Consider the following 26,116-nt stretch of genomic DNA (forward strand, 5'->3'; position numbering starts at 1 on the left):
TATTCCAAATAAGTTTACAAAAAACATCCTCATATTTCAAAAATAGATTTACAATCCCTCTTTATTTTGACGGCGGCAGCTTGAGGCCGTCTGAAACCGTTTTATCATCCATCAGGAGCAAAATATGCAAATCAACACATTCTTCAAAACCCTTTCAGCCGCTGCGCTCGCCATAGTATTGGCTGCCTGCGGCGGCCAAAAAGACAGCGCGCCTGCTGCTTCTGCCGCTTCTTCTACCGACAACGGCGCAGAGAAAAAAGAAATCGTCTTCGGCACAACCGTCGGCGACTTCGGCGATATGGTAAAAGACCAAATCCAACCGGCTTTGGAGAAAAAAGGCTATAAAGTCAAACTGATCGAGTTCACCGACTATGTACGCCCCAACCTTGCTTTGGCTGAAGGCGAATTGGACATCAACATCTTCCAACACAAACCTTATCTGGACGACTTCAAAAAAGAACACAAACTGGACATCGTTGAAGCCTTCCAAGTACCGACTGCTCCTTTGGGCCTGTACCCTGGCAAACTGAAATCTTTAGACGAAGTGAAAGACGGTGTCAGCGTTTCTGCACCTAACGATCCGTCTAACTTTGCCCGTGCATTGGTTATGTTGAACGAATTGGGCTGGATTAAACTGAAAGCCGACGTTGATCCGCTGACTGCTTCTAAAAACGATATTGCCGAAAATCTAAAAAACATCCAAATCGTAGAGCTTGAAGCCGCCCAACTGCCACGCAGCCGTGCCGACGTTGACTTTGCCGTCGTTAACGGCAACTACGCCATGAGCAGCGGCATGAAACTGACTGAAGCCCTGTTCCAAGAGCCAAGCTTTGCCTACGTTAACTGGTCTGCCGTCCGCACTGCCGACAAAGACAGTCAATGGCTGAAAGATGTAACCGAAGCCTACAACTCTGACGAGTTCAAAGCTTACTCACAAAAACGCTTTGCCGGTTACAAATATCCTGCTGCATGGGGTGAAAATGCAGCTGCAGGTGTTCAAGCCGAAGCTGCTTCTACTGCTTCTGCAACCAAATAAGTAACTTTTTGAAAAAGGCCGTCTGAACATTCAGATGGCCTTTTTCTATTGATTATCTATTCTCAAAGCTCAAAACAAGTTTTTTGATTAACGCCAAATACTTACATAATTCCCTTTTTAAACCAAATCAATATGTTGTAAAAAAGTTCAATAAGAAATCATGTTTTTATTCAATATAATCAATCACTAAATGAATTATTCTACTTTTTTATGATATTCACTAGTAATGTTCCGCTTATCCTGATATTATACCGCTCATCTAAAGACATCCGGTTATCTGCATTACAGACCGCTCATCTGAATTGCTGAAACCACTTTGTCGGATTTTCCCATAGTATGTTGTGTTTCTCCGTATCGAAGGGGTTTGAGCGGTTGAAACCGTATTGCTTAGATATTAAAGCTTCGTGCTTTGAAATGAGTGAATTTTTGTTTTAAGTGTCGTAATCTCTTGCTAATTACTCCCAGCTGCAAGAGTTTCAGGGTTGCCCCTTGGGCAGCCCTTTTTTTATCTTCCATTTTTTCAGCAATCAAGCCTTCCCTGCCCTATACACATAGCCAAAATCGCAAGCAAGGCCACCCTTCTCCTCAACTTCCAATCTTCTTCAATTCATTATTCGGCATTACCAGCCAAACCTGTGCATTTTTAACTTGAGCCGCAGTACGGATGGCCGCCTCATCCATAATGGAGAATGCGGTAGAAAAGGCATCGGCAACCGCCGCACTATCCGCCATGACGCTCATGCTTTTATAACGCGGTTGGCTTCCACCTGTGCGCGGATCAAAAAGATGGGTAAATTTGCCTGCTTCATCCATTACCGTGCCATAGCCGCCCGATGTGGCAAAGGCTTGGTTTTTCATGGCAATGGTGGTCAGGATTTGGTCTTCTTGGTCGGGATTGCGAATGCTGACATTCCACTCGCGCTGGTTGGCATTATCAAAGCCGTAAATCTCCCCCATATCAATCAATGCCTGGGTAACGCCTTGCTGCTTCAACAATTCGACTACTTTGTCAGTGATATAGCCCTGCGCAATGCCGTTGAGCGACAAGCTCATGCCTTTTTGGGTAAAACGGATTTCTTTGGTATCAAAATCGACTTTGTTGAAATCCACTAATTTGAGCGTGTCTTTGATACTGCGTTCTGATGGCGGCGTTTCGGTTTTAGGGTTTCGCCTGAAGTGGTCGGCATACAGATTCCACAATGGCTGAATGCTGGGATCAAATGCACCCTGCGTCAGCTGATGGATATCTCGGCTGATGCTGAGCAGCTGCAAAAAATCGGATGGCGGATTTTTCAGACGGCCTTCTCGATTTAAACGGCTGATCAGGCTGTCGTCCCGATACAGGCTGAATATTTTTTCCAATCGTAAAACTTCCGCCAATACTTTGTTGACCAGTATTTCCGCCTGCTTGCGCTCAACGCCGAACAACCGCAATTCCGCGCCCGAACCCAATGCAATGCCTCTCCAAATAACTGGCTGCTCTTCTTGATTCTGGCTGACCGAATGAGTCTGCTGATTGGTTTTGTGGCTGATGGCAAAGGGAATGCCGACACCGGCGGCAAGTGTGGCGGCTATGGCAAGGAAACGGCGGCGCGTTAAAGGGGTGGACATGGAATATTCCTTGGATTTTTATCTTTACATTGAAAGCTGCATTCATTAAATCATCAATCGGCAGCTTCCAACACAAAGGCCGTCTGAAACTGTTTCAGACGGCCTTTATTGGTTGTTTTATTTGAAAATGTATTCGTCAGGCATCTCTGCAAAACCGACTACTCTGCCGCCTTTTTCTTTGGCGAATTTTTCAGCCTGAGCCTTGTCGGCAAACGGAAGCGCGTCTTCCGCACCCATGCCGCCGATAAAGCTGCTTTCGATAACGTAATAGGCTTTTTTCGCATCTATCCATTCGGCGTCGGCATTGGGTTTTTCCCAATCTTTGACTTTGCCCATATCGGTAACATAGATGGCATGAATGCCTTTAGGCTCTTCGGGCAGCTTGGTGTAGCCGAACATCTGCTTGATGGTGGAAAACCAAACCGGTTTGTCAGGTTTGCCGTTCAAGAAGATTTGCGCTTTAGGGCCGTTGTGTTCGGTCAAATTCATGCTGCAGTAATGACCGACTGCGCTGTCGCTGATTTGCTGGGGCGCAGGCGGAGGAGTATTTTCCTGTTTGCTACAAGCAGATAAAGCAAGGATGGTGAATGCTGTAAATAATATTTTTCTCATATTTGTCTCTTTCCGAAAATCCAGGCGGCTAAGACCAAGGGAATGATAACCCATAATACCTGCGCCGTCAGCAAAACCGGCATAGTCAGGCTGATTTGATCGCTCAAACCGGCCATGCCTGCGTACATCGCGGTGTTTTCATAGCCGGTCAGGTTGAGCAGGCGGTAAATGTCGGAAGGATTGAACAAGAGAATGGTTTCTACAACAGGCGCGGTAATGACTTGTTCGGTATCGGCAACCAAAATACCCAAAAGCGCCATATCGAAAATCACCACAAAAAACAGCCATACGCCGATGGCGATACCGGCGGCGGTACCGCGTTCTTTGACTTTCGCGCTGATCAAATAACCCATAGACAAAAAGGCTGCACCAAGAATCACGCTGGCAACAATCAGGAGGGCAAAAGGTTTCCATGCGGCAAGGTCAAAGCCGCCGTTGGCAAGCTGGAGGGTAATGCCGGCCAATCCGTAGCCTGCCGTGGTGGCAAGGGTAAGGATGATGAGATGGCCGATAAATTTGCCGGCAAGGATTTGGTTACGCGAAATCGGATAGCTCAACAACAGCGCCATCGTGCCGCGTTCGATTTCGCCAATCAGCGCGTCATAAGAGAGCAGCATCGCAATCAGCGGAATCAGGAAAATCGACAGGCTGGAGAGGCTGACAACGGTAACGGTCAACGGATCGACTTTGACTGTGCCGGTGGGCGAGCTGCCCAGGAAGCCCAATGACAGGGCAAGCGCGGCAAGCAAGAGGGCGGCGGCAAGAACCCAACGGTTGCGCAGGCTGTCGCGGACTTCTTTGCCGGTAATAATCCAAACAGGGTTCATACGTCCTCCCTTTTCAAGAACTGTGCGTACATTTCATCAAGCGTCGGGGTGTGGATATCGAGATAGGCAAGGTTTCCCAAATCACCCAATTCGCTCAAAAGTCCCATGCGCTCTTCGGCTTTACATTGCGCTTTATACGATAGGCCGTCTGAAAGCGGCTGCCAACGCTCGCTCAACGGGCGCGCTTCTTTCAAACGGACATTGACGGTCAACGGCAAACCACTTTGGACATGCAGCTCATCCATGCTGCCATCGGCAACTTTCACGCCGTTTTTCATGACGATAATGCGGTCAGCGTGACCATCGAGTTCGGCAAGCGCGTGCGTGCTGAGCAATACGGTTGCACCGCGTCCATTCAGCTCGCGTACGACTTCGTAAAACATTTGGCGTGAAGCCGGGTCAAGGCCCGTGGTCGGTTCGTCAAACAATAAGACTTTAGGCTCGCCCAACAAGGCTTGTGCCAAAGCGAGACGCTGGCGCATACCTTTGGAGTAAGTGCCGACACGGCGGCGTGCCGCTTGAGAAATGCCGACGCGTTCCAACAACTCACGGTTTTTGCCCAAGGGCTGTTTTTTCAGCTTGGCATAGAAATCCATGGTTTCAATGCCGGTCAATGAAGGATGAAGCGCGACGGTTTCAGGCAGGTAGCCGATTTGACTGCGAAGCAGTGCGCCTGCCTTGCTGCCGGTACGCTCACCCAGCAACATGACTTCGCCTTCGGTCGGCGTAATCAGGCCGAGTATCAGCTTCATGATGGTGGATTTGCCCGCACCATTATGCCCTGCCATGCCGACGCTTTCGCCTGCTTTGAGGACTAAATCGACTTGGTTGACGGCTTTTTGACTGCCGAATTGTTTGGTCACGTTTCTTAATTCGACGTGGTTGGTCATGAATAATTCCTTTGTGCCGTTTCAGACGGCCTCATTCAAAAGGCCGTCTGAAAACATGTTTAATTCAAAGATCCGTTTTCGGCATTGCTCCAATTGGATTGGTGCGTATTGGCTTCGTGCAACAGCTCATCCTTCATGGCTTCGTATTTGGTGCTTGTTTTGTTGCTGATCGGTTTCATCAATGGCTTACTGTCAATGACGCCGCCCGGCAAAATAGCGGGGAACTGCGATTGCGCCCATTTGACAATGCTGACGGCAGGACTGTTCATCAACAGACGGGACACAGGGGCTCGCCAAATGATTTGGTCGATAATGCCGTTCGGTCGATAGGCGTTGTCGCCAAAACCATCGCCATTAAGGTCGAATGTGCTGTTGTCGCTCCAATAATTGCCTCGTCCGCCCTCTCCCCAATCAAGGAAACGGGTGCTGACGTATTTAACTTGGCTTTCGTTGTTGATAAACGAATTATTGAACAGGCTTGTACCTTCAATGGCCGCAGTAAAGTGGATGCCGATTTGACAGTTTTCAAAATGGTTGTCAAAAATTTTATTGAAGTTGGCATTATAGGCAAATACGCATTTACCGGCTTTGTTGATAATGTTGTCGTTAATATTGGAATAGTTGACGTAATTGAGCATGATGCCTTGGTCACGGCTGCCCACGGCTATATTGCCATACACTTTAAGACGCTCTGAAAACATCAACACATAGCCCATATTGTTGCCCACGGAAATATTGCCGCTGATTTCACTGTCGTTGGTGTACATATAGTGGACGGCGAAACGCAAATCGCTGAAGCGGTTGTTTTTATAGGTATTGTATGTACTGGTATTGGAAAAAATACCGTCCCGTCCTTTGGAAATGTCGTTACCGACAACTTGCGCACCCGGCGCATTCCAAACCGTTACGCCATTACCGCGCTCATTCACGCGCAATGTGGCTTCTCCGACAATCTTATTTTCGCGCACCATCGATTCTGCCGCACCATGGATGTACACACCGACAGAGTTGTCCAAGACATTATTGTGTTCAATCAATGCACGCGGAGCCGTTTCCTCAAGATAAATCCCTGCATCCATAGCCGGCAGGCTCAAGCCTGAATTGGAAACGGTCAGATTGCGCAGGGTCACATCAGGCGCATGAACGGCAATAGTACGCCCGCTCCTGTCGCCGACAATCTTGGCGGAGCGGTCGGCCGGACCTTCAATGGTAATCGGTTTGTCGATATAGAGTTTGGTCTTGTATGTACCGGAGGCAAGCTTGAGCGTATCGCCGGCTTGGGCGCGCGCTAAAGCATCATTGAGATTGTCTTGTGCGGATACGTTGATGACTGCGGCAAAGGCCGTCTGAACCATACTGCCCAACAGCAATACGAATGCGGCACGTTGCCATTTGGAACGATGGGATGGTGTATGCGTCATAATCATATCTCAATTTCAGACGGCCTGTTTTCTACATGATAAACATACGCAGAAACAGGTATTTTGATGTTATAGCAAAGCTGCCTGATGATGGCTTATATCTCATTGTCATACTGGCTGACAAACAGCTTTGCTATAAAGGCCGTCTGAAAGAATGTCTTTTTCAGACGGCCTAAAGGATTAAATCATCAAACCAAAATTATTTTGGTTTAACAATCATTTGGCCTGACATTTCCATGTGCAATGCGTGGCAGAACCATTGGCAGTAGTACCAGTGTACGCCCGGACGGACGGCTTTGAAGGTTACGGAAGAAGTGGCTTGCGGGCCGATTTCCATAGCGATACCGTAGCCTTCCAAAGTGAAGCCGTGGGTCAAGTCCTCGATGGTCTCGACGTTGGTTACGTATACGGTTACTTCGTCGCCTTGGTTCACTTCAAATTGAGGGATACTGAATGCGGGCGCAACGGCAGTCATATACACGCGTACTTTGTTGCCTTCGCGTACGACTTTGGCGGCTTTTTCCAACTCAACACCGTCTTTTTTCGCCTGTTCCAAAGCATCCTGCCAGAACCACGGGTCTTTGCGGTCCCAAGTTTTGCCCGGGTTCAATTTAGACGCGGCAACCAAACACAAGTCGTGCGGTTCGGCAAAAGTCGGGTTGTCGTGTACCAGACGCATTTCGTCGCCGGAGATGTCGATCAATTGGTCGCACTCGGGTTTCAACGGGCCGGCATTCAAGAAGCGGTCTTTGGAGAATTTGTTCAAAGACACCAGCCATTGACCGTCGGCTTCTTTGGTTTCGCCCATGGTCGTATGGTTGTGGCCCGGTTGATAGTGAACGTCGAGTTTTTGTTTGATCGGATCGATTTTCTCGCCTTTGTAGGCTTTGATCGCATCGTCAATATTCCATTTCACCATTTGGCTGTCGATAAACAATGTCGTATAAGCATTGCCGCGACCGTCAAATGCGGTGTGTAAGGGACCTAGACCCAGTTGCGGTTCGGCTACGACCACATCGCGCTCTTTGATTTTGCCGGCGAACAAATCGTCCAGCTTGCTGACATCCAATACGGTAACGGTCGGAGACAGTTTGCCGTTGAGCATAATGTATTTGCCGTCGGGGCTTGCGTTACAGCCGTGCGGAGAGTTCGGCACAGGGATATAACGCGTGTATTTGGATTTGGTTTCAGCGCGGCCGTCCAGCATTTTCACGCCGTTCACTTCTTTGAAGTCGCCCGCTTTGATGCCTTCCTCGATGGCTTTCAAGTCGAAAACGACGCACCAGTCCTGTTCGTTGGAAGACGCACCTTGCACGGTCAGCGCGCGCTCGGAGTTGTAGCAGGTGGCAAAAGAATATTTGCCTTGGTAGTCGGCATCGCCGTTGTCCAGGTTGCCGTCAACCAATACCTGCCATGCGATTTCCATGGTTTCGCCGTCGATGGCGGTATAAACGGCATTCCAGGTTTTCGCATCATCCAGTTTGCCCACGCCGCTGACGGGGGTAATGTGTTCGCCGTTGGCAAAGACATAACCGGTTTTCGGATAACGTTGCGGACGCAGACCGTGGATACCCGAGGCATTGGGGATGTCGATGATTTTGTCGGCCTTCATCACATCCAAACGCACGCGGCAGACGCGGTTGTTTGCCTTATCGTTGGCATAGGCATAACGGCCGTCGTAAGTTTGGTCGGTAAACGACAAGTGCGGGTGGTGCAAGTCGCCGTTGGGGTAGCAACGCAGACCGCTGTCTTGTAAGAATTTACGGGTTTCTTCGGTAATATTTCCGTTGAGGACTTTCAAGCTCTCATTGGTACGTCCCCAACCGGTCGCGCTGTCCATATTGAACACGGGAATACGCATCAGTTCGCGCATGGAAGGCAGACCGATCAGGCGCATCTCGCCGGACTGACCGCCGGAAAGGAAACCGTAATATTGATCGAGTTCGCCCGGACCGACTTCGGAAGACAGTTGGCCGGGTTTGGATTCCCCTTGCGCCTTGGCGACGGGAGCCGCGCCGGAAGCGTTAGCGGCAGCCTGTTCGCCGTCTTTAGAGCAACCCGCCAAACCCAACAGGCCGGCACCGGCAATACCTGCGCCGGAAGCGGCGGCCGTACCTAAGAATGAACGACGGCTCAAGCCGTTTTGTTCTAATTTTTCGTCTGACATACAACACTCCTTGGATAAAATACGGCGGCCGATTTTTTTCAGACGGCCTACCGATGAAAAAATTTTTAAGTCAGGCTGCCGATACAGCCCTATTTTTTATAATAACTACTTATCAACACTAATTGCCGATTCTTTTTTAACAAACTGAACAACTTGTTCTTGAGCATTTTTCGTTGCTGCCGCATCGTACTGCTCAGATTTTGCCGCCGCTTGTTTTTGTTTTTTCTTATTCGTTGCCACTACTTGAGGACAACGCGTATCGTGGTGATACATTACCTGGCAATGCAGGCATTGGATACATTCGTTCGGATGAATATCGCCTTCTGGTGCAATGGCCTGTACCGGACATTCATGCGTACAAATCTGACAAGGATTGCCACACATTTTATAGCGGCGTAGCCAGTCAAACACACGGAATCGACCCGGCAATGCGATACCCGCACCCAAAGGACACAGATAACGACAGAAGAAACGTTCGATAAACAAACCGGCAATCAGCAAAGCTGCAGCAAACAATACAAACCACCATTCGCGCATAAACTTCAGAATAATTGCGGTTTTGAAAGGTTCAACTTCTGCAAATTTTTCAGCAGTGCCCAAGTCATACAGGGAAATAGCCAGCAAACCGAAGAAGATAACGTATTTAATGGCTGTCAGGCGCGTATGCAACAGATGTGGCACAGTAATTTGTTTTACGCCCAGTTTTTTAGCAACGCGATTGGTCAATTCCTGCAACGAACCGAAAGGACACAGCCAGCCGCAGAACGTACCCCTATTCCACAACAGCATGGTCGCTGCTGTAAAGAGCCACAGAATGAACACCAGCGGATCCATCAGGAAGAATTCCCAGTGGAATTCAGTCAAAACCGCGGAGAACAAGGTCAGCGTATTGACAACCGACAATTGCGCTTGCGCATACCAACCAATATAAACCAGGGTAAATATCAGGAAGCAGAGGCGGAAACGGTCATACCATTTTTCGTAACGTACAATCCAGTCTTGGAACAGGAATACCAACAGGAGAATTGTCAAAGCAATACCGACAACAATAATTTGACCTTGTTTGGCTTTCCAAACCTGTTTCCAAAGTTGGTTGGAAACACCATCATCACCGGCAGTCGCATCTTCGGCAATACCCGTACTTTCAGGAGCTGAAGCTACAGCCGCAACTTGCTCAACCGGCGCGCTGACTTCAACAGGTGGTGCTTTTGGATCATCGACATAATAGCCTTTTGGCAATTCGTAATCCAAATCTGCAGTTACGAAAGCTTTATCGTTAACACTCAACACACGTTGAATCATCAGTTGTAAACGCCATGGCTCGGCAGCATCAAATTCCACTCCTTCAGGGATGGTAAACCAAGAAACCTCTTTAAATGCAGGTGCACCTTCCGCTGCCAAAGCAACCACACGCTCATGTTGTGCATCGGTAAAACGGAAGCTGGTATCGCCCTGAATCATTTCGATACGGTCGAAGATACCGCCACGCACATAGCCTGAGCCTTTCCAAGAGTATCGGCCTTCACCGGCAACCATAATTGCCTGTTGACCCGGTTGCAAACGTTTTTGCAGATTATTCCAACCGGCTTCACCTAAAAGGCTTTTACCGATAGAAGGTTGGCTGACCAAAGCAACATATAAATCAACGAATGTATCGTTACCATCGCCCTGCTCTGCATGCTCAGCAACACCGGCTTTACCGCCTTTTTCAAACAGTTTGTTGATATCGTCAACAGAAATATGCAGATGACCAACAGCTTTTTGTTCTAACAGTGCATTCCAAGACTGAATGTCTTGTTTATCGGGATTCACAGCACGACGGGGACGGGTTTGAACCGCAGGCTCATTTGCAGCCTGCTCACCAGAAGCGGCAGCAGCGCCGGCTTGAGTCGCTTTATCCGTACCCAAATGATATTGATGAATAACCGATTTGACAGAGCGCTGAATACTGTCGTTAATCACCATCAACGTTACAGTCGCGCCACTGATAATATCACCAGGAGCCACGCCAGGCTGCGGAGGATTTTTAATAAAATTTAAGCCAATATATTTATCAATGAATTTATCGACACGGGATTGCGGAATACCAATCAGCATAATCGGTTCATGGTGCTCAACCAATTTTGCTCCCGCAATAGTGCCATCATTGGCCAATGCGACCATCGTATCAATCGGCTTACTCGAATAACCACGCGTATTGACCACGTCAGTCGTGATATAAACCAAGCCAAGCTGCTCTTCGCCTTTATATACACGAGCAACTAAAGGTTTACCTTCAGGTTTGCCGTAGCGATCAGCACCGGGAAAAATTTCAGAAGGCTGAATTTTTGCCAAGAAATCAGGCAAGCGCTCCGCATAAGCAGGTAGGCTTACTATCATCATAGAAAATACAGCAAACAGCACAAGGATTCGTTTCCAAATGCCACTTAAGCACTTCATTTTAAGACAGGACATGGTTATTCCCGATATATCGATACTCTAAACACTTATATTATATGAATCATCTATCGGTATTAATTTGATTGAAATCAAATTTACAAATCTTAAAACCAAATTCTATATACTAATAATACTTTAGAACTATAAAAACAAATCTTTTATTAGTAGACATGAAATATAGGAAAATCAACTCAATCCAATAACCATCTTAATATTGTTAACTTATTTATAATAATTCTCAAAACAATTTCTAAAATTTCATTTGGCATATATTAAATATAGTGGATTAAATTTAAATCAGGACAAGGCGACGAAGCCGCAGACAGTACAAATAGTACGGCAAGGCGAGGCAACGCCGTACTGGTTTAAAGTTAATCCACTATAGAATATAACCTGACTTAAATTTCCATAGGCCGTCTGAAAACAAATATCGAAGATACTTTAACCTACCCCTTTAATAACAAATCTTGCAAAAACAAAAAGAGCCTGTATAAAACAGGCTCTTTTTCAGACCAATCTTAAGTCAGATTAGAATTTGTGACGCAGGCCGACAGTACCAGCAGTTTTCTCTTTTGTGTTGTCGCCTTTGCCTTCTTTCAACCAGCCGGCTGACACCAGGGCAGAAGTGCGTTTAGAGAAGTCGTAGTCAGCACCAACGATAACTTGGTTGTATTGACCACCAGCTACTTGCTTACCATCCACAGTAGGTTTGAAACCGTGAGCGTAAGAAACACGAGGAGTTACATTACCGAAGCGGTAAGCAGCGGTGGCAGCAACTTCAGTTTGTTTGTTTTTCTTACCATAGGCAGTTTGAGCATTGCTAGTATCGGCATAACCATTTTTAGATGCATCATATTGAGCAGCAACAGCAACCAACAGATTATTTGCATCGTAACCGGCAACTACGCGATGAGTTTGATGATCTTTCAAATCACCTTTAACTGTACCATTAACAGGATTGTCGTTAACAACTCCATCTTCATTAGTTTTCAAGTCGTGCTTAGCAAAACCACCTGCATAGCGAGCAAAGAAACCAGAGTTTTCGTAATTCAAACCAGCATAGTATGCATCACCAGAAGCACGCTTATGGCCATATTTATCATTAGGATTTGCATTGTCACGAGGTTGGTATTGTACGCTTGCGCTGAAACCGGCAAATACAGGAGAGTCATAGCGTACAGATACTTCACGAGAATCTACACGTTCGAATTTGCCTAATGTCAAAACATCTGAGTTTGCGCCGGCTTCCCATGGATCGATGCTATCGCTGCTGTCTTTCAGGGTAGTATTCAGGTTACCGGCACGAACTTTACCGAAACCGCCTTCTAAACCAATGAAAGATTCACGGTTAGCAAAGCCAGAGTCACCACCGGCGATAGAAGTTTTTTGTTCAACTTGCCAGATAGCATTCAAGTTGCTACCCAAGTGTTCGTGACCTTTGAAACCGATGCGAGAGCCGAAGTCAGCAATCTCGGTAGCAGTTTTAGATTTAGTAGTTTCAGATTTACCAGCTTGATCTGAAACTTTCATTTTGGTTCGAGAAACTTCTACGCCGGCTTTGATTTGACCGTACAAAGTCACATCAGCCATAGCTGCAACAGGCAGAGCTGCCAAAGTCAGAGCAATCAGAGATTTTTTCATTGCTGTATTCCTTTTCTATTGTGAAGAAATAACTTAAGCAGATCGGATAATCCGCTTAGGCTTACTTTATCGCTGGAATCAGCGATTCCATGACTGTCACTATAATTGTTCCTCTCTAAAAAAACAAACTTTATTCAATTCCCCCCACTACCGCAGAAACCAAATAAAGGCAGAGACAACCCAAATAATGGAAATTTATTATTTAAAATCAATGATAAATTTCTTCAAAATCCAAATTTGCTTTTTTACAACACTTTATCAATTTACACATCAATCACGCTATTTTGTTGCTTTTATACCAACAATCCGCAGTTAGGCCGTCTGAAAATCATTACCTGGAATGCTCATCCACTCGGGCAACGATAGCTGCGTCACTCCAAACTCATCAGGATAGTCAACACCTGTTAAATACAGACCATCTGACATAAAAGTTGGCGGAGCCTTCAATCTACTTTTTGCATGAAAGACCGACTCAAACTCATCCACACTGATTCTGCCACTACCCACATACACCAATGCACCCATAATATTGCGCACCATATGATGCAAGAATGCATTTCCATGCAAATCAAGGCACAGATAGCGAGAAGTTCCACTAATCTTTGTACTATATAGTGTTTTTACAGGGGACTTCGCCTGACATTCAGCCGCTCGAAAACTGGAAAAGTCATGTTCACCCTCCAACAGGGCAGCAGCCTGCCTCATCAGATTTAAATCCAATTTCAAATGCGTCCACCCTACCCTGCCAACCAATAATGGAGAACGAACCGGTGAGGATTCCAATAAATAACGATAATGGCGGCCATAAGCATCAAATCGGGCATGGAAATGAGGTGCAACTTTTTGCGCAACCAATACAGCAACACCATCAGGCAAATGTGCATTGACTCCCCGCACCCATGCTTGCTCCGGACGACTTACTGATGTATCAAAATGCACTACCTGAGCAGTTGCATGCACACCCGTATCCGTCCTTCCTGCAACAATAGTATTAATTTGCTCCCCTGCTATTGAAGACAAGGCCTGCTCTAAGGCCGTCTGAACAGTCGGCAAATCTCCAGCCTGTTTTTGCCAACCATAAAAACGGCTTCCATCATAAGAGAGGGTCAAAGCCCAACGCTGCATCAGATGTCCTGTTGTATTTGCTTGTTCAGTCATTTCTTATACTTCTTGTAAATTGATATTGTTGCCTACACTCAAGTAACAAATATTAAAAAGGCGTGATCAACACACGCCTCTCATGTATTTCAGACGGCCTTAATCTTCAACCATCATATAAAGCTGAAATCTTACCCAACCAATCATAGACTCAGCCAAAATCTTGCTTTTTAATTTACCATAAAAAAGATGCCGTCTGAAACGGCATCTTCATTTGACTGGCACTTATGCGCCAAGCTCTTTCATCAGTTTTTGGGCTTTATGCAGAATATCGCCTTCAGCCTCTTCAATCAGCCCTTGCAATGTTTCTCGAGCCGCTTCAGGATCACCGATTTCGATATACATCTTAGCCAAATCATATTTAGCTTCAAGCGGTGCAGTCATGCCGACTGATTCTGAAACAAAGCCTCTTTCACTATTGCTTTTATCGGCAGCCACTGAAACATCTTCAGCTCCCCATTCCAATGCACCTTCTTCAATCACAAACTCAGAAGCAGCTTCTTCTTTCTCTACTTCTTCTTTGGTTTCTTGAATTTGAAAGTCTTGATCTTGCTTGACATCGAATGGCAGCACATGGCCGTCTGAATCTTCAGGGGTATCTACCGTAAACTCGAGTGGCTCTTCATTTCGCGACTCGAAAACTTTTGTTTCTGTCGCAAAATCAAACTCAGCAAATGTATTTACCTGCTCTTCTTTACGTTCCGGCATAACAACCGATACCGGCTGATACGGATTTTCCGGTTCAGGCTCGTACACGCTTTCTGTTGATTCGATACTATCCCAATCAGCATGGCGACGTTGCTCTGTCTCTACATCATGCGTTACTGCACCTGAAAGAATACCTGCCTGACTATTGTCAATCTTACCCAAATCAAGTTTGACATCATCGATATTGGAAGATTCTTCTACTTCAGTGATAACGACATCATCTTCGAAATCATCTTCGATAAGCAGACCGTCTTGAGTTTTTTCAGACGGCGTTACTTTAGTTGCAGCAACCGCAGCAGCAACATTTTTCTGTACAGCCTTCCCTTCATCCTTACGGCTTACAGGTGCTTCTTCCGGCTCGTCTTTACGTTTACCGGCAGCTTTCAACAACAACCAAGCAGCAATAAGGGCTGCACCGCCTGCCAATAACCATTTCCATAAATTGCCGTCTGATTCGCTTTCTGTTTGCTCCGCAACAGAATCCGTGGTTGCAACAGGCTCAGAAGCCACTACATTCTCTTGAGCATCAGAAGCCATAGCTTCTTGAACATCGGACGCAGGAACAGTTGATGCGGTATTTTCATTAACCGCTGCAGATGCTGCTTGTTCTGTTTGTTCAGCTGAAGCTTGTTTCACTTCTTCCTGTTGCTGTGTATTTACGCCAGCATCTTTAACCTGGGCTTCAGTTTGAGCCTCAGGCTGAACAACAGGTTTCTCTGTTTTAGCTTCTGTTGCATTGACGGCTTCATCGCCTTTCTCTGTCGCTGTATTGGTTTTAGCAGGAGCAGAAGCAGCCAAGCGTTGCAATTCGCTACGGTTTGGAATATTCAGCACTTTACCTGCCAACATACGGTTGGCATTATTATCGATAAACACATCCGGATTGGCATTTACCAAAGCCTGAATGGTTTGATCCAGGGTCATACCTTGTGGACGGATGCCGGACGCAATGGCAATCAGGGTTTCACCCGTACGCACCAAATGCTGTCTGCCTGAACGTGCAGCCGTGTCGTTTTTAGCAGAGGCCGTCTGAACTTGTTTTTTCTCAGCCTTACGCTGCACATCCTTACGCGCTTGAGCTACCTGATTACCTGCTGCTTTATTGTTTTTAGTTGCAGGCTGTTGGGCATTGCGTGTCGGCTCGGAGGATTGAGATTCAGTAGCCGGACGGGTACGAACAGATGCTGCATCTTTAGAATCATATCCGGCCGGATCGATAATAGCGGTGTACTCACGCGATTGTGCGCCGACACCTACTTGGAAAACCAAAACAGGATCTTTGATGGCTTTAGAAGAGCGGATGGTAACGACTGCCTTATCACCTGATTTGCGTACCGTTGCGCGCAAATTGCCATTTGAAATAGTGGCCTTACCGCCATTAAGCAAAGCCTGAGCTTCCTCGCCGGTTACAGTGATACTGCCTGTAAAAGGCTCACCCAAATGAGATTGAACATTCAAGCCGCCCAAACCTGCAGAAGCGCTGAGCGATGTCATTAAAGCGATAGAAGCTGTAATTAATTTAATATTGTGATGTTTTTTCAAAACTGATCCCCTGTTCGGAAATTATGGTACTAACCAATGTGCGCACATTTAACCATATATTTACTAGATATTACGTCATGATATATTTTTAACCCATTCCTGCCAAGCAATAGAGGCCATTCAGCCTAAAATTCCTTAGCAAATCTATTACTTTTGCATGCTTGTGTTTCTTTTTTACAAATTTCGCCAACCCAAAACAAATATTTCATATAAATATGTGTGGTATTAAAGTCATGGGGAATGGTGCAAAAAAACACATCTCCCTGTATGATTAGCATTTACTCAATTAGTTTCATCATTAATATATGAAGATTTTGAGCGACTTATTCGCCGTATTCTTATTTTTCATCACATACATCATCACCAAAGACATGATTGCCGCAACAACTGTTGCGGTTATAGTCGGCATTGCCCAAGCTGCGCTGACCTTTTGGAAGCACCGCAAACTGGACACCATGCAATGGATCAGCCTGATTTTGATTGTCTTTTTTGGCGGTGCAACGATTCTGCTGAAAGACAACCGCTTTATCATGTGGAAACCGACCGTTCTGTTTTGGATCGGCGCAATCGTCATGCTGTTCAGCCACCTTGCCGGTAAAAACGGGCTTAAAGCCGTCATGGGCAAAGAAATGCAGCTCCCCGATTTTGTATGGACACGCCTGACTTATGCATGGATTGGCTTCCTGATTTTTATGGGTGCGGCCAACCTCTTTGTCTTTACGTATTTTCCAGACCAATGGGTCAATTACAAACTGTTCGGCACATTGGGTTTCACAATCATTTTTTCCATCGCACAGGGTATGTATCTGATGCGTTTCCAGCCTAAGGAGGATCAATAATGGAATATTTCATGCTTTTGGCCACTGATGCCGAAGATGTCCACGAAGCACGCATGGCGGCCCGCCCTGCTCATTTGGCACGCTTGGAAGAATTGAAAGAGCAAGGCCGTCTGCTGACTGCCGGCCCCAATCCTCTACCAGACAATCCGGAACGTGTTTCCGGCAGCCTGATTGTGGCTCAATTTGAATCTTTGGACGCTGCACAAGAATGGGCTGAACAAGACCCTTACGTTGATGCCGGCGTATACGCAGAAGTATTGATTAAACCCTTTAAAGCTGTGTTCAAATGAGCAATATGCGTCAAATTATCGAGGAACGCCTACGGACGCTTGAGCCTGAGTTCTTCGATTTTGAAGATGAAAGCCATCTGCATGCCGGCCATGCCGGTAATAAAGGCGGCGGGCATTACGCCATAGTGGTGGTCAGCAACGCATTTGAAAACATTGGCCGCCTCCAGCGACAACGTATGATTAAGCAGCTTTTACAGGACTTGTTTTCAGACGGCCTGATTCATGCACTCAGTATCAAAGCGGCTACGCCGGACGAATACTTCCATTAAGATTACTGCCCAAACTTTGATTTCCAATCATTAATTTAAAAGAGAAATACGATGAAAAAAACCTACTTTACTTCAGCCTTGATGCTTGCCCTGACTTCCGGCACCCTGTTTGCCCAAACTTTGGCGACCGTCAACGGTCAAGCCATCGACAGCAGCGTTATCGATGACCAAGTTGCTTCCGTACGCGCCAGCAACCCGAACGTTCAAGACACTCCTGAATTGCGTCAAATGTTGACTGAACGCCAAGTTATCAGCACTGTTGTTACTCAAGAAGCCAAAAAATTGAAACTGGATCAAAGTGCTGAATTCAAAACAGCATTGGAACAAGCGCGTGCCGATGCCGCCAAGCAAGGCGCAGATAAAAAAGCCACATTCAAAACCGAATGGGCAGTTTTCGAAAATGATTTGTTAGGCCAAGCTTTCGCGGCGCATATCGTCCGTCAATATCCTGTTCAAGAAAAAGATGTCAAAGCCGCTTACAACGACTTCAGCAACTTCTATAAAGGTACTCAGGAAGTCCAACTGGGCGAAATCGTGACCGACAGCAGCAGCAATGCCCAAAAAGCCATTGCCGATTTGGATGCGAAAAAAAGCTTTGTTTCGGTATTGAACCAATACTCAATTGACGAAGCGGCCAAAAAAGCCGGCGGCATCCCTAAAGCTTATGTTCCGCTTAAAGATTTACAAGAATCAGCGCCTCCGCTTTACGCTGCTGTCAAAGACCTGAAAAAAGGTGCGCACACTAAAACGCCGCTGCAAAACGGTAATTTGTACGCCGTTTTCTACGTCAATGACCGCCGTAACGTTACCGTACCTTCTTACGAAACCGCTAAAAACGAGATTGGCAGCGACTTACAGGCAGCCCGTGTTGATGCGGCCATTCAATCATTGCTGAAAAAAGCCAGCATCAAAGTCAACAAATAATATAACGTGCCCGCCGTGATAACGGCGGGCAATAAGGAACTCACATGAACATCAAGCCCAAAACTGCCGTTTTGGCTATCCTCACTCTATCAACCGTCGGCTTGGCAACCGCTAAAGCACCTGAAATCGATCCTGCCCGTATCGACAGCATGGTCGCCGAAGTATTGAGACAAGCCGATCAACATCCCAACCAGACTGCCAAACCCGATGGTCAGGCAATCCGCAAAGATGTGGTTACACGTTTGCAGACTTTGGAAGTTTTGAAAAATGAAGCCATCAAGGCTGGTTTGGACAAAGATGCAGAAGTGCAGAATCAGTTTAAAAACGTTGAAGCTGAGTTTTATGCCAACCAATACGCTGCTTATTTAGAACGCCAAACTGCGGTTGACGATGCCGAGTTGCGCCGTTTCTACGACCAGCAAACACGCATTATCAAGCTGCAACAAGTCAGCTTTGCTTCAGCCGAAGAAGTACGCGCAGCGCAAGAACTGCTGCTCAAAGGCTTGTCATTTGAAGAGCTGATGAAACGCTATCCCAACCCCGAACAAGAGTTCGACGGCTTCATCTCTCCGCAGCAGCTTCCGCCTCAACTGGCTACCGCTTTTGCCGACATGAACCGAGGCGATGTAACGCATGAGCCGATTCAAATGGAAAACCGTTTTTATCTGTTTAAACTCAGTGCCGTAGAGCGTAATCCTAATGCCGAACCTTTCGAACTGGTGCGTAATCAGATTGCCCAAGCTGTCAAACGACAAAAAGTCGAGAATCAGATCGAACGTATCTTGAAAGAAAACGGCATTAATCCGTAAATTGATTCAATGGTTTCAGGTCGTCTGAAACTATATTTGAACCCAGAGGGCGTATCTTACGCCCTTTTTTACAACTCCTTTTATTCACACAAGATTATGCGCGCTGTTATCCAAAAAGTTACCCAAGCCAAAGTTGACGTTTTGTCCGAAGATTCCCACGAAACCTGCGGCGAAATCAACAACGGATTTATGATATTGCTCGGCGTTACCCACACCGATACAGAAGCGGACGCCAAATACATTGCGGATAAAACCGCCAACCTGCGTATCTTTGAAGACGAAAACGGCAAATTAAATTTATCGCTCAAAGATGTCGGCGGCTCGATATTACTGGTTTCCCAGTTTACCCTTTACGCCGATACACGCAGCGGCCGCCGCCCTTCTTTCTCCAATGCCGCGCCCGCAGAACAAGCGGATAAGCTTTATCAATACACCGCACAACTTCTACGCGAACATGGCTTGACTGTCGAAACCGGCAGATTCCAAACCCATATGCAGGTCTCCCTTTGCAATGACGGGCCGGTTACCTTATTGCTCGATTCACAAAAAACATTCTAAATCCCATCAAAAAAGGCCGTCTGAAATATTTCAGACGGCCTTTCCATTTCCGATCATTACTAAATCAAGCCTTGCGCTTTCACCCAGTTCACAATATCTGCCTCAACGGCTTCAGGCGAACCCGGATTATCGATTTTGACACCGTATTCATCAGCACCCAGCTCTTCCAAAATCTCCAGCTGCGAATCCAGCATTCCGGCTTTCATATAATGCCCCTGACGCGACAGCATACGCTCAAGATTGATTGCTTGAGGCGGGGTCAAATGGATAAAAGCCACCTTCCCTTCTGCGCCACGCAGAATATCACGGTATTGGCGTTTGAGTGCGGAACAAGTAACGATGGAATATTTTTCCCCATTTTTTGCCTGCTCCGTCATCCAGTCACGCAAATTGCCCAGCCATGGGTAACGGTCTTCATCCGTCAACGGAATACCGGCACCCATCTTGTCGCGGTTGGCTTGGGTATGAAAATCATCGCCTTCGGCATACGGGCATTGGTTGAAATGTTTTTGCAAAGACAGCGCGGCAGTGGTTTTACCGCAACCGCACACGCCCATCATGACAAAATGTGTCGTCATTTTTCTACTCCTTGTTTATCTAGATTTTAACGGTATTTAAAAACGGGCGGATTGCGTTATCTCAAAAACACTATCCGCCCGTTCTTCCGATTAAACCAAAACAAACAACACTGACGACAAAGCAAAACCGATGAGTGCGATAAGTGTTTGGTTGACCGTCCATGTCTTCAAGGTCGTCGGCACATCCATATTCAACAGGCGGCCAACAAGCCAGAAACCGGAGTCGTTAAAGTGGCTGCAACCAACGGAACCTGCCGCTGTAGCCAATACCATGCAAGTAATCTGCCAATCGCTGAAACCTGCCGCCGCAACGGCTGGTGCCATCAACGCAGCAGCGGTAGTCAATGCAACGGTCGCAGAACCTTGCGCAATACGCAAGGCCAAAGCCACCAAGAAACAACCCAGCAAAACAGGAATACCCAAGTCTGCCATGCTGTCTGCCAAAGCCTTACCGATACCGGAGGCACGCAACACGCCGCCAAACATACCACCCGCACCGGTAATCAAAATGACCGAGCAAACCGGACCCAATGCGCCATCGATGGTTTTCTCCAATGCGCTGGCTTTTTCACCACGTTTGCCACCCAATACATACAGGGCTACCAAAACAGAAATCAGCAAAGCAATCGGTGTCGAACCAATCATGCGACCAAATTGCACCCAACCTTCATCTGCGCTGACGACTTTCTCACTGATTAAAGTAGACAAACCGGTATTCAAGAAAATTAACAGCATAGGAATCAGCATAATACCAACAACGGTAGATGCTTTTGCAGGCGCTTTCGGTTGGTCGTTATCTTGCATACCGCCACTGATCAGATCAGGAACGGGCACATGAATGCTGCGACCCAAAACTTTACCCAATAAATAGCCGCTGAAATACCAAGTAATCAAGGTAACAGGCAAACCTAAAATCAGCAGTTGGCCAATATTTGCACCATAAAACTCAGAAGCAGCAATCGGGCCGGGATGAGGCGGCAGGAAGACGTGCATGACCGAAAACGCGCCAATAGACGCCATCGCGTATGGCAGAACTGTCTGCTTCATACGGCGTGCCGTTGCAAACACAATCGGCAACATCACCACTAAGCCGGCATCAAAGAAAATCGGGAAACCAAAAATCAAAGAAGCCACGCCTAAAGCAAATGGCGCACGATTCTCACCGAAAATCCGAATCAGCGCATCTGCCAAAGACTGAGCACCGCCGGAAGTTTCCACCAAACGGCCGAGCATTGCGCCCAAACCGACCAACAACGCCACGCTGCCGAGCGTACCACCGAAGTTTTTAACCAATACATCATTAACAATGCTGCCCATAGGCAGACCTGTTACGATGGCGGTCAGCAAGCTGACCAATACCAACGTCAGCAAGGCATGAACACGCAGTTTTACAATCAAAACCAAGATCAGTAAAATCGCTGCCGCAGCGATACCGAGCAAGGTACCGGCACTCAGCGTTTGAGTCCATCCATCCATTTTGAAGCCTTTCTCTGTAAGAAAAATACAAATTTATTAATGTTTCTTAACACATATGGATACGATAACACATTTTTACACAGAATCATACGGCTGGATTTAGTCAAAATATAAACTTCTCTTTTTCAAAACCCTTTTGCCAGATGCTTGATAACTAAGAATAGCAAAGAAAAAACAAGGACAATAAAAAGGCCGTCTGAAACGTAGTTAATTTTCAGAAGGCCTGACATCATGCTTTTTAATAAAATAGAAACGAATCTTTTTTCAATTACCTAAAATTAAGATTCTCGATTTTTTGAAAACTTTTTAGATGAATTATTCTTGATCCCGATATAGAATTCGTCATCAATTCTATTTTGATTCAATAAAATTTTTTAACATACGGAATAACCTTCGTAGAGTCAATTGAAATTAAAAATGAAACTATCTCATGGTAAATATAAGAAGTTTCATTAAAATCTTTTAGCTTCCTAATTAATAGAGTTTCAATTGAATTTGATTTATAACCCTTCTCTTTTAAAGCATATAAAATCCATGATAATATCTTAGGATTTTTTTTATTTAAATTTCTGATTAGGTAGTCTTTTATATATTCCCTTTCTGGAAGATATACAGAACTAAATGCAACAGAAATAATAATAGAATACTTATTTAAACTCCATATCAAATCTATATATTTTTCTATGTTAGAAAACGCTTTTTCTCCTAAATTGTAATCACGAAATAGGTATCCTAATGATGAAATTGCAGATGATTTAACTCTTATACTTTTATCATTGTGTATAAAGCAAATTAATATTGATAGAATTTCTTTAAGTTGAATGTCATTAAGTTTGATTTGAAACTGGCCTAAAATAAATATTGCAATTTCTCTATGTCGACTACATCTGCTTGTTAATAGTATATTTTTAATATTATCTTTAATTTCACTATACTCATAAAATTGTAACCTTTTTGCTGCTTCATATTGAAAAACAGTATTTGAATTAAGTATTTTTTCGAATAATTCCTTAATTGATAATTGCTTACATACTAAAAAAGCATCAAAACTTGAAATTTTTTTGCCTGCCATATCATTTTTTCCTATTGTTACATTTATCTTTGGAATGTCTTGAGTGGCGACTTATACCTTGGTAAAAATCACCCCATTTCCCAAACGTGATTTCGCCGGTTTGGCAATCATCTTCAGAGTAACAACCTATTGAGGCATCAGGGACTGTTACACATTACTGCTTCGATTTCGGCAAAATCCTCGGTCGAAATTTTTAGTCACATCAAAAGATTTGGTGCTGTAACGTTTTTGTACGATTTCCCGAATATTCATCATACTTTTTCTTAAAAACCGAAGTGCTATGATACAAAGGCCGTCTGAAAAATTCTTCAGACGGCCTTTATTCTTAAACTTCTGCCGGTGGTTGCGGTGTATCTTCATCTTCCTGCTGCGTTTTCACTTTGGCAAAGCGGCTGAACCAAATGCCTGCTTCATAGAGCAGAATCAGTGGGACAGCAAGCAGGGTTTGGGAAATCACATCAGGCGGCGTGATGATTGCGGCTACGACAAACGCACCGACAATCACATACGGACGCGCATTCTTAAGCTGTGCAGTCGAAACAATGCCCATTTTTGCAAGCAACACCACAACGACGGGAACTTCAAACGTTGTACCGAATGCCACAAACATGCCCAAAATAAAGGACAGGTATTTGTCGATGTCGGTTGCCATATTGACACCGACAGGAGTTACCCCGGCCAAGAATTTGAAAATCACTGGGAATACCAAAAAATAGGCAAACGCCATCCCAACGAAGAAAAGCGTCACGCTGGACAACACCAGCGGCGTAATCAAACGTTTTTCGTTTTGGTATAAGGCAGGAGCGACAAACGCCCAAACTTGATACAGCGTGTGCGGCAACGACAGCAGAAACGCTGCCATCAGAGTAACCTTGACCGGCACAAAAAACGGCGCGATCACATCGGTCGCAATCATGCTGGTATCTTTAGGCAGATTGGCCATTAATGGTTCGGCAACAAAGGTATAGAGCTGCTGGGCAAACGGCATCATACCCAAAAAGCAGACGACGATACCGATGACGATCCACATCATGCGGCGGCGCAGCTCGAGCAGATGCTCGATAAGCGGTTGGACGAGTTGTTCGTGTTGAGTTTCGGACACCGGTTGACTCACTTTTTACTTACGGACACGCAGTTTGGGCTTGGCGTGGAATTTCGGGCGCATATCGCGTTTGCGGCTCATCGCCTGCTTACGCAAAGAAGTCGTATGCGGCGGCGGAACATCGGCAACAGGAGATTCGATATAGCTGACTTCTACCGCAGGAGCAGGTGAAACCGAAGCCGTCAAATACTCACGCCAAGCGCGGTCTTGCTCGGACTCGGCATTTTCAGCCTCAACAAGCTCTTGGGTTTGCACTGCCCCACCCTGATCAGAGGCTTGGATTGCACTTTCATGCTCAGTGCTGCTTGAAGCCAGATCAGGCAAAGGATTGCCCAACTCGTCCACTCCGAAATCGGCAGGCGTTTTCTGTTCGGGCAGGCGTTCCCACGGCTTGAGACCGTCTGAAATATCGCTCAGATTTTTTTGCGCATCGTTGCCCAAGTCTTTGATACCGTCGCGAAACTCAGATGCGGCGGTTTCAAATTCCTGCTTCACCTTACGCAATTCGTCCAACTCAGCCTGAGTGTTGAGCTCCTGCTTGACGTTATTGACGAATCCTTGCAATTTGCCGACCAAACGCCCGGCCGTGCGCGCGGCTTGCGGCAGACGTTCGGGGCCAAGCACTATCAGGGCGACAACGCCGACAAGCAGCAATTCGCCCAAACCGAAATCAAACATGGATTATGCTTTGTCTTCGTCTTTTTTGTGTTCGATGACTTCGTCTTTTTTGGCATCTTTGCCGTCTGTACCTTCGTTCAGGCCTTGTTTGAAGTCATGTACCGCACCGCCAAGGTCTTTGCCGACGTTGCGCAATTTTTTTGTACCAAATACCAAAACGACAATAATCAGTACGATAATCCAGTGCCAGAGAGAGAAGCTACCCATGATAAATCCTTGAATTTGTTAAAAATAGATAATAGTTATGCAGGCGTACCCATGATATGGATATGCAGGTGGAAGACTTCTTGTCCGCCGCCTTTGCCTGTGTTGATCAGGGTTTTGAAACCGTCGGTCAAACCTGCCTCATGGGCGATTTGAGGAACTTTCAACATCATTTTGCCCAACAGGGTTTGATGTTCGGCGGTTGCGTGTGCCAGTGAATCGAAGTGCACTTTCGGAATCAGCAGCAGATGCACCGGCGCGGCGGGACGGATGTCTTTGAAACAAAGCATCTCATCGTCTTCGTAAATGGTTTGTGCCGGAATATCTTTGGTTGCGATTTTGCAGAAAATACAATTATCCATAATGGCTCCAATGGCCGTCTGAAAACGGACGTAACGGGTTTCGACTAAAAAAGAGAAATCGTTTTTGCCCCAAGAGACGGATTCTGAAACAGGTCAAATATGGGATTGTAATATAAATTCAAGATTCTTTGCGAGAAGCTTTTTCCACTAATCCCGACAAACCTTGACGACGCGCAAGCTCGTTGACCACATCTTCGGCACGCAAGCCATGATGCGCCAATAAAACCATGGTGTGAAACCACAAATCCGCCACTTCGTAAACCAAATGTTCGCCACCGCCATCTTTAGAGGCCATCAAGGTTTCACCCGCTTCTTCGATGACTTTTTTCAGAATCTTGTCTTCACCTTTGTGCAGCAGTTGGGCGACATAAGAAGCATCGGGATCGCCGCCTTTGCGCGAATCGATGACGTTTTGAATTTGGGTAAGGATAGTATCGGTCATGGTCGGTTTCTCTTATTTTCTTTCAGACGGCCTTAAGGATGTTTATGTCCGTAGATTGCTTCTTCATCTTTCAACACAGCATCGACTGTCTGCCATGCTCCGTCTTGCCAAACTTTGTAAAAACAGCTTTCGCGCCCAGTATGACAAGCAATGCCACCGTTCTGTTCAATCAGCATGACCACCGCGTCGCCATCGCAATCCAGGTGCAATTCATGTACTTTTTGCGTATGTCCGGACTCTTCGCCCTTCATCCATTGTTTTTGGCGGGAACGGCTGTAATAGTGGGCAAAACCGGTTTCTACGGTTTTTTGCAGGGCCTCGGCGTTCATCCAGGCAACCATCAGCACACGGTGTGTCTGCCAATCTTGGGCAATCGCGCAAACCAAACCTTTTTCATCAAATTTTACGGCATTCAGCAGCGTTTCGTTTATGTTCGACATTCGCATCTTTCTCCCATATTT

The 26,116-nt window shown here is 46.1% G+C and carries 26 protein-coding genes and 1 pseudogene; 8 read left to right on the top strand and 19 right to left on the bottom strand.

Features of this window, described 5'->3' with window-relative positions; genetic code table 11:
* The first annotated feature begins 124 nt into the window (after positions 1-124).
* Positions 125-1,036, top strand: coding sequence for a MetQ/NlpA family ABC transporter substrate-binding protein (locus FAH67_RS06815; RefSeq protein WP_003679397.1), 912 nt, complete (start codon positions 125-127; stop codon positions 1,034-1,036).
* Positions 1,037-1,621: 585 nt separating this feature from the next.
* Here the strand turns inward: FAH67_RS06815 and FAH67_RS06820 are convergent.
* The 7 genes from FAH67_RS06820 to FAH67_RS06850 all read right to left on the bottom strand — a co-directional run bounded on the left by FAH67_RS06820 (position 1,622) and on the right by FAH67_RS06850 (position 10,946).
* Positions 1,622-2,647: an FAD:protein FMN transferase gene (locus tag FAH67_RS06820; RefSeq protein WP_003679400.1), complete on the bottom strand. Its 1,026-nt coding sequence runs from the start codon at positions 2,645-2,647 to the stop codon at positions 1,622-1,624.
* A 117-nt stretch (positions 2,648-2,764) separates the two neighbouring features.
* Positions 2,765-3,259: a nitrous oxide reductase accessory protein NosL gene (locus tag FAH67_RS06825; RefSeq protein WP_003679401.1), complete on the bottom strand. Its 495-nt coding sequence runs from the start codon at positions 3,257-3,259 to the stop codon at positions 2,765-2,767.
* Positions 3,256-4,086, bottom strand: a complete 831-nt coding sequence (locus tag FAH67_RS06830) for an ABC transporter permease (RefSeq protein ID WP_003679402.1) — start codon at positions 4,084-4,086, stop codon at positions 3,256-3,258. The genes FAH67_RS06825 and FAH67_RS06830 overlap by 4 nt, the downstream gene beginning before the upstream one ends.
* Positions 4,083-4,976, bottom strand: a complete 894-nt coding sequence (locus FAH67_RS06835) for an ABC transporter ATP-binding protein (RefSeq protein ID WP_003679405.1) — start codon at positions 4,974-4,976, stop codon at positions 4,083-4,085. Before FAH67_RS06835 ends, FAH67_RS06830 begins: the two co-directional genes overlap by 4 nt.
* Before the next feature lie 59 nt (positions 4,977-5,035).
* Complete coding sequence (locus tag FAH67_RS06840) at positions 5,036-6,397, bottom strand: nitrous oxide reductase family maturation protein NosD (protein WP_039863542.1); 1,362 nt, start codon at positions 6,395-6,397, stop codon at positions 5,036-5,038.
* 199 nt (positions 6,398-6,596) lie between these two features.
* Positions 6,597-8,564 (bottom strand): TAT-dependent nitrous-oxide reductase, encoded by a 1,968-nt coding sequence (nosZ, locus tag FAH67_RS06845; RefSeq protein WP_112890877.1) that lies wholly within the window; start codon positions 8,562-8,564, stop codon positions 6,597-6,599.
* A gap of 105 nt (positions 8,565-8,669) precedes the next feature.
* Entirely contained in the window at positions 8,670-10,946 is a 2,277-nt protein-coding gene (locus FAH67_RS06850) for a NosR/NirI family protein (protein ID WP_112890878.1), read from the bottom strand.
* Positions 10,947-11,274: 328 nt separating this feature from the next.
* On the opposite strand from FAH67_RS06850, the pseudogene FAH67_RS11830 reads away from it, so the two are divergent.
* A pseudogene (locus tag FAH67_RS11830) lies at positions 11,275-11,385 on the top strand (IS5/IS1182 family transposase); the annotation flags it as partial.
* 146 nt (positions 11,386-11,531) lie between these two features.
* Here FAH67_RS11830 and porB read toward each other — a convergent pair.
* The 3 genes from porB to FAH67_RS06870 form a co-directional block, all read right to left on the bottom strand.
* On the bottom strand, positions 11,532-12,644 hold the full coding sequence (gene porB / locus FAH67_RS06855) for a trimeric porin PorB (RefSeq protein ID WP_112890879.1): 1,113 nt from the start codon (positions 12,642-12,644) through the stop codon (positions 11,532-11,534).
* A gap of 312 nt (positions 12,645-12,956) precedes the next feature.
* Positions 12,957-13,802, bottom strand: coding sequence for a tRNA pseudouridine(38-40) synthase TruA (gene truA, locus FAH67_RS06865; protein ID WP_003679414.1), 846 nt, complete (start codon positions 13,800-13,802; stop codon positions 12,957-12,959).
* Between the two features lie 225 nt (positions 13,803-14,027).
* Positions 14,028-16,052, bottom strand: a complete 2,025-nt coding sequence (locus FAH67_RS06870) for a FimV/HubP family polar landmark protein (RefSeq protein WP_039863534.1) — start codon at positions 16,050-16,052, stop codon at positions 14,028-14,030.
* A 305-nt stretch (positions 16,053-16,357) separates the two neighbouring features.
* Between FAH67_RS06870 and FAH67_RS06875 the strand changes: the two genes are divergently transcribed.
* The 6 genes from FAH67_RS06875 to dtd all read left to right on the top strand — a co-directional run bounded on the left by FAH67_RS06875 (position 16,358) and on the right by dtd (position 19,741).
* The gene (locus tag FAH67_RS06875) at positions 16,358-16,891 is read left to right on the top strand and encodes a septation protein A (RefSeq protein WP_003679419.1); all 534 of its coding nucleotides are present in this window, start codon (positions 16,358-16,360) and stop codon (positions 16,889-16,891) included.
* On the top strand, positions 16,891-17,181 hold the full coding sequence (locus FAH67_RS06880; RefSeq protein WP_003679421.1) for a YciI family protein: 291 nt from the start codon (positions 16,891-16,893) through the stop codon (positions 17,179-17,181). Before FAH67_RS06875 ends, FAH67_RS06880 begins: the two co-directional genes overlap by 1 nt.
* A complete protein-coding gene (locus FAH67_RS06885; protein ID WP_003679424.1) occupies positions 17,178-17,450 on the top strand; it encodes a BolA family protein in 273 nt (90 codons plus the stop codon). The genes FAH67_RS06880 and FAH67_RS06885 overlap by 4 nt, the downstream gene beginning before the upstream one ends.
* Before the next feature lie 51 nt (positions 17,451-17,501).
* The gene (locus tag FAH67_RS06890) at positions 17,502-18,374 is read left to right on the top strand and encodes a peptidyl-prolyl cis-trans isomerase (protein ID WP_003679425.1); all 873 of its coding nucleotides are present in this window, start codon (positions 17,502-17,504) and stop codon (positions 18,372-18,374) included.
* Positions 18,375-18,418: 44 nt separating this feature from the next.
* The gene (locus FAH67_RS06895) at positions 18,419-19,183 is read left to right on the top strand and encodes a peptidyl-prolyl cis-trans isomerase (protein WP_003679427.1); all 765 of its coding nucleotides are present in this window, start codon (positions 18,419-18,421) and stop codon (positions 19,181-19,183) included.
* A 96-nt stretch (positions 19,184-19,279) separates the two neighbouring features.
* Entirely contained in the window at positions 19,280-19,741 is a 462-nt protein-coding gene (dtd, locus tag FAH67_RS06900; protein WP_039863544.1) for a D-aminoacyl-tRNA deacylase, read from the top strand.
* Between the two features lie 59 nt (positions 19,742-19,800).
* Here dtd and FAH67_RS06905 read toward each other — a convergent pair whose 3' ends face one another.
* From FAH67_RS06905 to hisI, 9 genes are all read right to left on the bottom strand, one after another.
* Positions 19,801-20,319 carry a gluconokinase, GntK/IdnK-type gene (locus tag FAH67_RS06905; RefSeq protein ID WP_003679430.1) on the bottom strand — a complete coding sequence of 173 codons (519 nt, stop codon included), beginning with the start codon at positions 20,317-20,319 and terminating at the stop codon, positions 19,801-19,803.
* 90 nt (positions 20,320-20,409) lie between these two features.
* Entirely contained in the window at positions 20,410-21,795 is a 1,386-nt protein-coding gene (locus FAH67_RS06910; protein ID WP_003679433.1) for a GntP family permease, read from the bottom strand.
* 361 nt (positions 21,796-22,156) lie between these two features.
* Complete coding sequence (locus FAH67_RS06915) at positions 22,157-22,867, bottom strand: hypothetical protein (RefSeq protein ID WP_244284767.1); 711 nt, start codon at positions 22,865-22,867, stop codon at positions 22,157-22,159.
* A gap of 325 nt (positions 22,868-23,192) precedes the next feature.
* A complete protein-coding gene (tatC, locus tag FAH67_RS06920) occupies positions 23,193-23,969 on the bottom strand; it encodes a twin-arginine translocase subunit TatC (protein ID WP_003679436.1) in 777 nt (258 codons plus the stop codon).
* Positions 23,970-23,984: 15 nt separating this feature from the next.
* Positions 23,985-24,647, bottom strand: coding sequence for a Sec-independent protein translocase protein TatB (gene tatB / locus FAH67_RS06925; RefSeq protein ID WP_003679437.1), 663 nt, complete (start codon positions 24,645-24,647; stop codon positions 23,985-23,987).
* A 3-nt stretch (positions 24,648-24,650) separates the two neighbouring features.
* A complete protein-coding gene (gene tatA / locus FAH67_RS06930; RefSeq protein WP_003679438.1) occupies positions 24,651-24,854 on the bottom strand; it encodes a Sec-independent protein translocase subunit TatA in 204 nt (67 codons plus the stop codon).
* A 35-nt stretch (positions 24,855-24,889) separates the two neighbouring features.
* Complete coding sequence (locus tag FAH67_RS06935) at positions 24,890-25,213, bottom strand: histidine triad nucleotide-binding protein (protein WP_003679439.1); 324 nt, start codon at positions 25,211-25,213, stop codon at positions 24,890-24,892.
* 118 nt (positions 25,214-25,331) lie between these two features.
* The gene (locus tag FAH67_RS06940) at positions 25,332-25,655 is read right to left on the bottom strand and encodes a phosphoribosyl-ATP diphosphatase (RefSeq protein WP_003679440.1); all 324 of its coding nucleotides are present in this window, start codon (positions 25,653-25,655) and stop codon (positions 25,332-25,334) included.
* A gap of 32 nt (positions 25,656-25,687) precedes the next feature.
* A complete protein-coding gene (gene hisI / locus FAH67_RS06945) occupies positions 25,688-26,095 on the bottom strand; it encodes a phosphoribosyl-AMP cyclohydrolase (protein ID WP_003679441.1) in 408 nt (135 codons plus the stop codon).
* Positions 26,096-26,116: the final 21 nt, after the last annotated feature.

This window comes from Neisseria flavescens (genome assembly GCF_005221285.1).
Classification (GTDB): domain Bacteria; phylum Pseudomonadota; class Gammaproteobacteria; order Burkholderiales; family Neisseriaceae; genus Neisseria; species Neisseria flavescens.

Coding starts and splice junctions, on each gene's coding strand:
- FAH67_RS06815 (WP_003679397.1), top strand. CDS start 125: ATGCAAATCAACACATTCTTCAAAACCCTTTCAGCCGCTGCGCTCGCC.
- FAH67_RS06820 (WP_003679400.1), bottom strand. CDS start 2,647: ATGTCCACCCCTTTAACGCGCCGCCGTTTCCTTGCCATAGCCGCCACA.
- FAH67_RS06825 (WP_003679401.1), bottom strand. CDS start 3,259: ATGAGAAAAATATTATTTACAGCATTCACCATCCTTGCTTTATCTGCT.
- FAH67_RS06830 (WP_003679402.1), bottom strand. CDS start 4,086: ATGAACCCTGTTTGGATTATTACCGGCAAAGAAGTCCGCGACAGCCTG.
- FAH67_RS06835 (WP_003679405.1), bottom strand. CDS start 4,976: ATGACCAACCACGTCGAATTAAGAAACGTGACCAAACAATTCGGCAGT.
- FAH67_RS06840 (WP_039863542.1), bottom strand. CDS start 6,397: ATGACGCATACACCATCCCATCGTTCCAAATGGCAACGTGCCGCATTC.
- nosZ (WP_112890877.1), bottom strand. CDS start 8,564: ATGTCAGACGAAAAATTAGAACAAAACGGCTTGAGCCGTCGTTCATTC.
- FAH67_RS06850 (WP_112890878.1), bottom strand. CDS start 10,946: ATGATGATAGTAAGCCTACCTGCTTATGCGGAGCGCTTGCCTGATTTC.
- porB (WP_112890879.1), bottom strand. CDS start 12,644: ATGAAAAAATCTCTGATTGCTCTGACTTTGGCAGCTCTGCCTGTTGCA.
- truA (WP_003679414.1), bottom strand. CDS start 13,802: ATGACTGAACAAGCAAATACAACAGGACATCTGATGCAGCGTTGGGCT.
- FAH67_RS06875 (WP_003679419.1), top strand. CDS start 16,358: ATGAAGATTTTGAGCGACTTATTCGCCGTATTCTTATTTTTCATCACA.
- FAH67_RS06880 (WP_003679421.1), top strand. CDS start 16,891: ATGGAATATTTCATGCTTTTGGCCACTGATGCCGAAGATGTCCACGAA.
- FAH67_RS06885 (WP_003679424.1), top strand. CDS start 17,178: ATGAGCAATATGCGTCAAATTATCGAGGAACGCCTACGGACGCTTGAG.
- FAH67_RS06890 (WP_003679425.1), top strand. CDS start 17,502: ATGAAAAAAACCTACTTTACTTCAGCCTTGATGCTTGCCCTGACTTCC.
- FAH67_RS06895 (WP_003679427.1), top strand. CDS start 18,419: ATGAACATCAAGCCCAAAACTGCCGTTTTGGCTATCCTCACTCTATCA.
- dtd (WP_039863544.1), top strand. CDS start 19,280: ATGCGCGCTGTTATCCAAAAAGTTACCCAAGCCAAAGTTGACGTTTTG.
- FAH67_RS06905 (WP_003679430.1), bottom strand. CDS start 20,319: ATGACGACACATTTTGTCATGATGGGCGTGTGCGGTTGCGGTAAAACC.
- FAH67_RS06910 (WP_003679433.1), bottom strand. CDS start 21,795: ATGGATGGATGGACTCAAACGCTGAGTGCCGGTACCTTGCTCGGTATC.
- FAH67_RS06915 (WP_244284767.1), bottom strand. CDS start 22,867: ATGGCAGGCAAAAAAATTTCAAGTTTTGATGCTTTTTTAGTATGTAAG.
- tatB (WP_003679437.1), bottom strand. CDS start 24,647: ATGTTTGATTTCGGTTTGGGCGAATTGCTGCTTGTCGGCGTTGTCGCC.
- tatA (WP_003679438.1), bottom strand. CDS start 24,854: ATGGGTAGCTTCTCTCTCTGGCACTGGATTATCGTACTGATTATTGTC.
- FAH67_RS06935 (WP_003679439.1), bottom strand. CDS start 25,213: ATGGATAATTGTATTTTCTGCAAAATCGCAACCAAAGATATTCCGGCA.
- FAH67_RS06940 (WP_003679440.1), bottom strand. CDS start 25,655: ATGACCGATACTATCCTTACCCAAATTCAAAACGTCATCGATTCGCGC.
- hisI (WP_003679441.1), bottom strand. CDS start 26,095: ATGTCGAACATAAACGAAACGCTGCTGAATGCCGTAAAATTTGATGAA.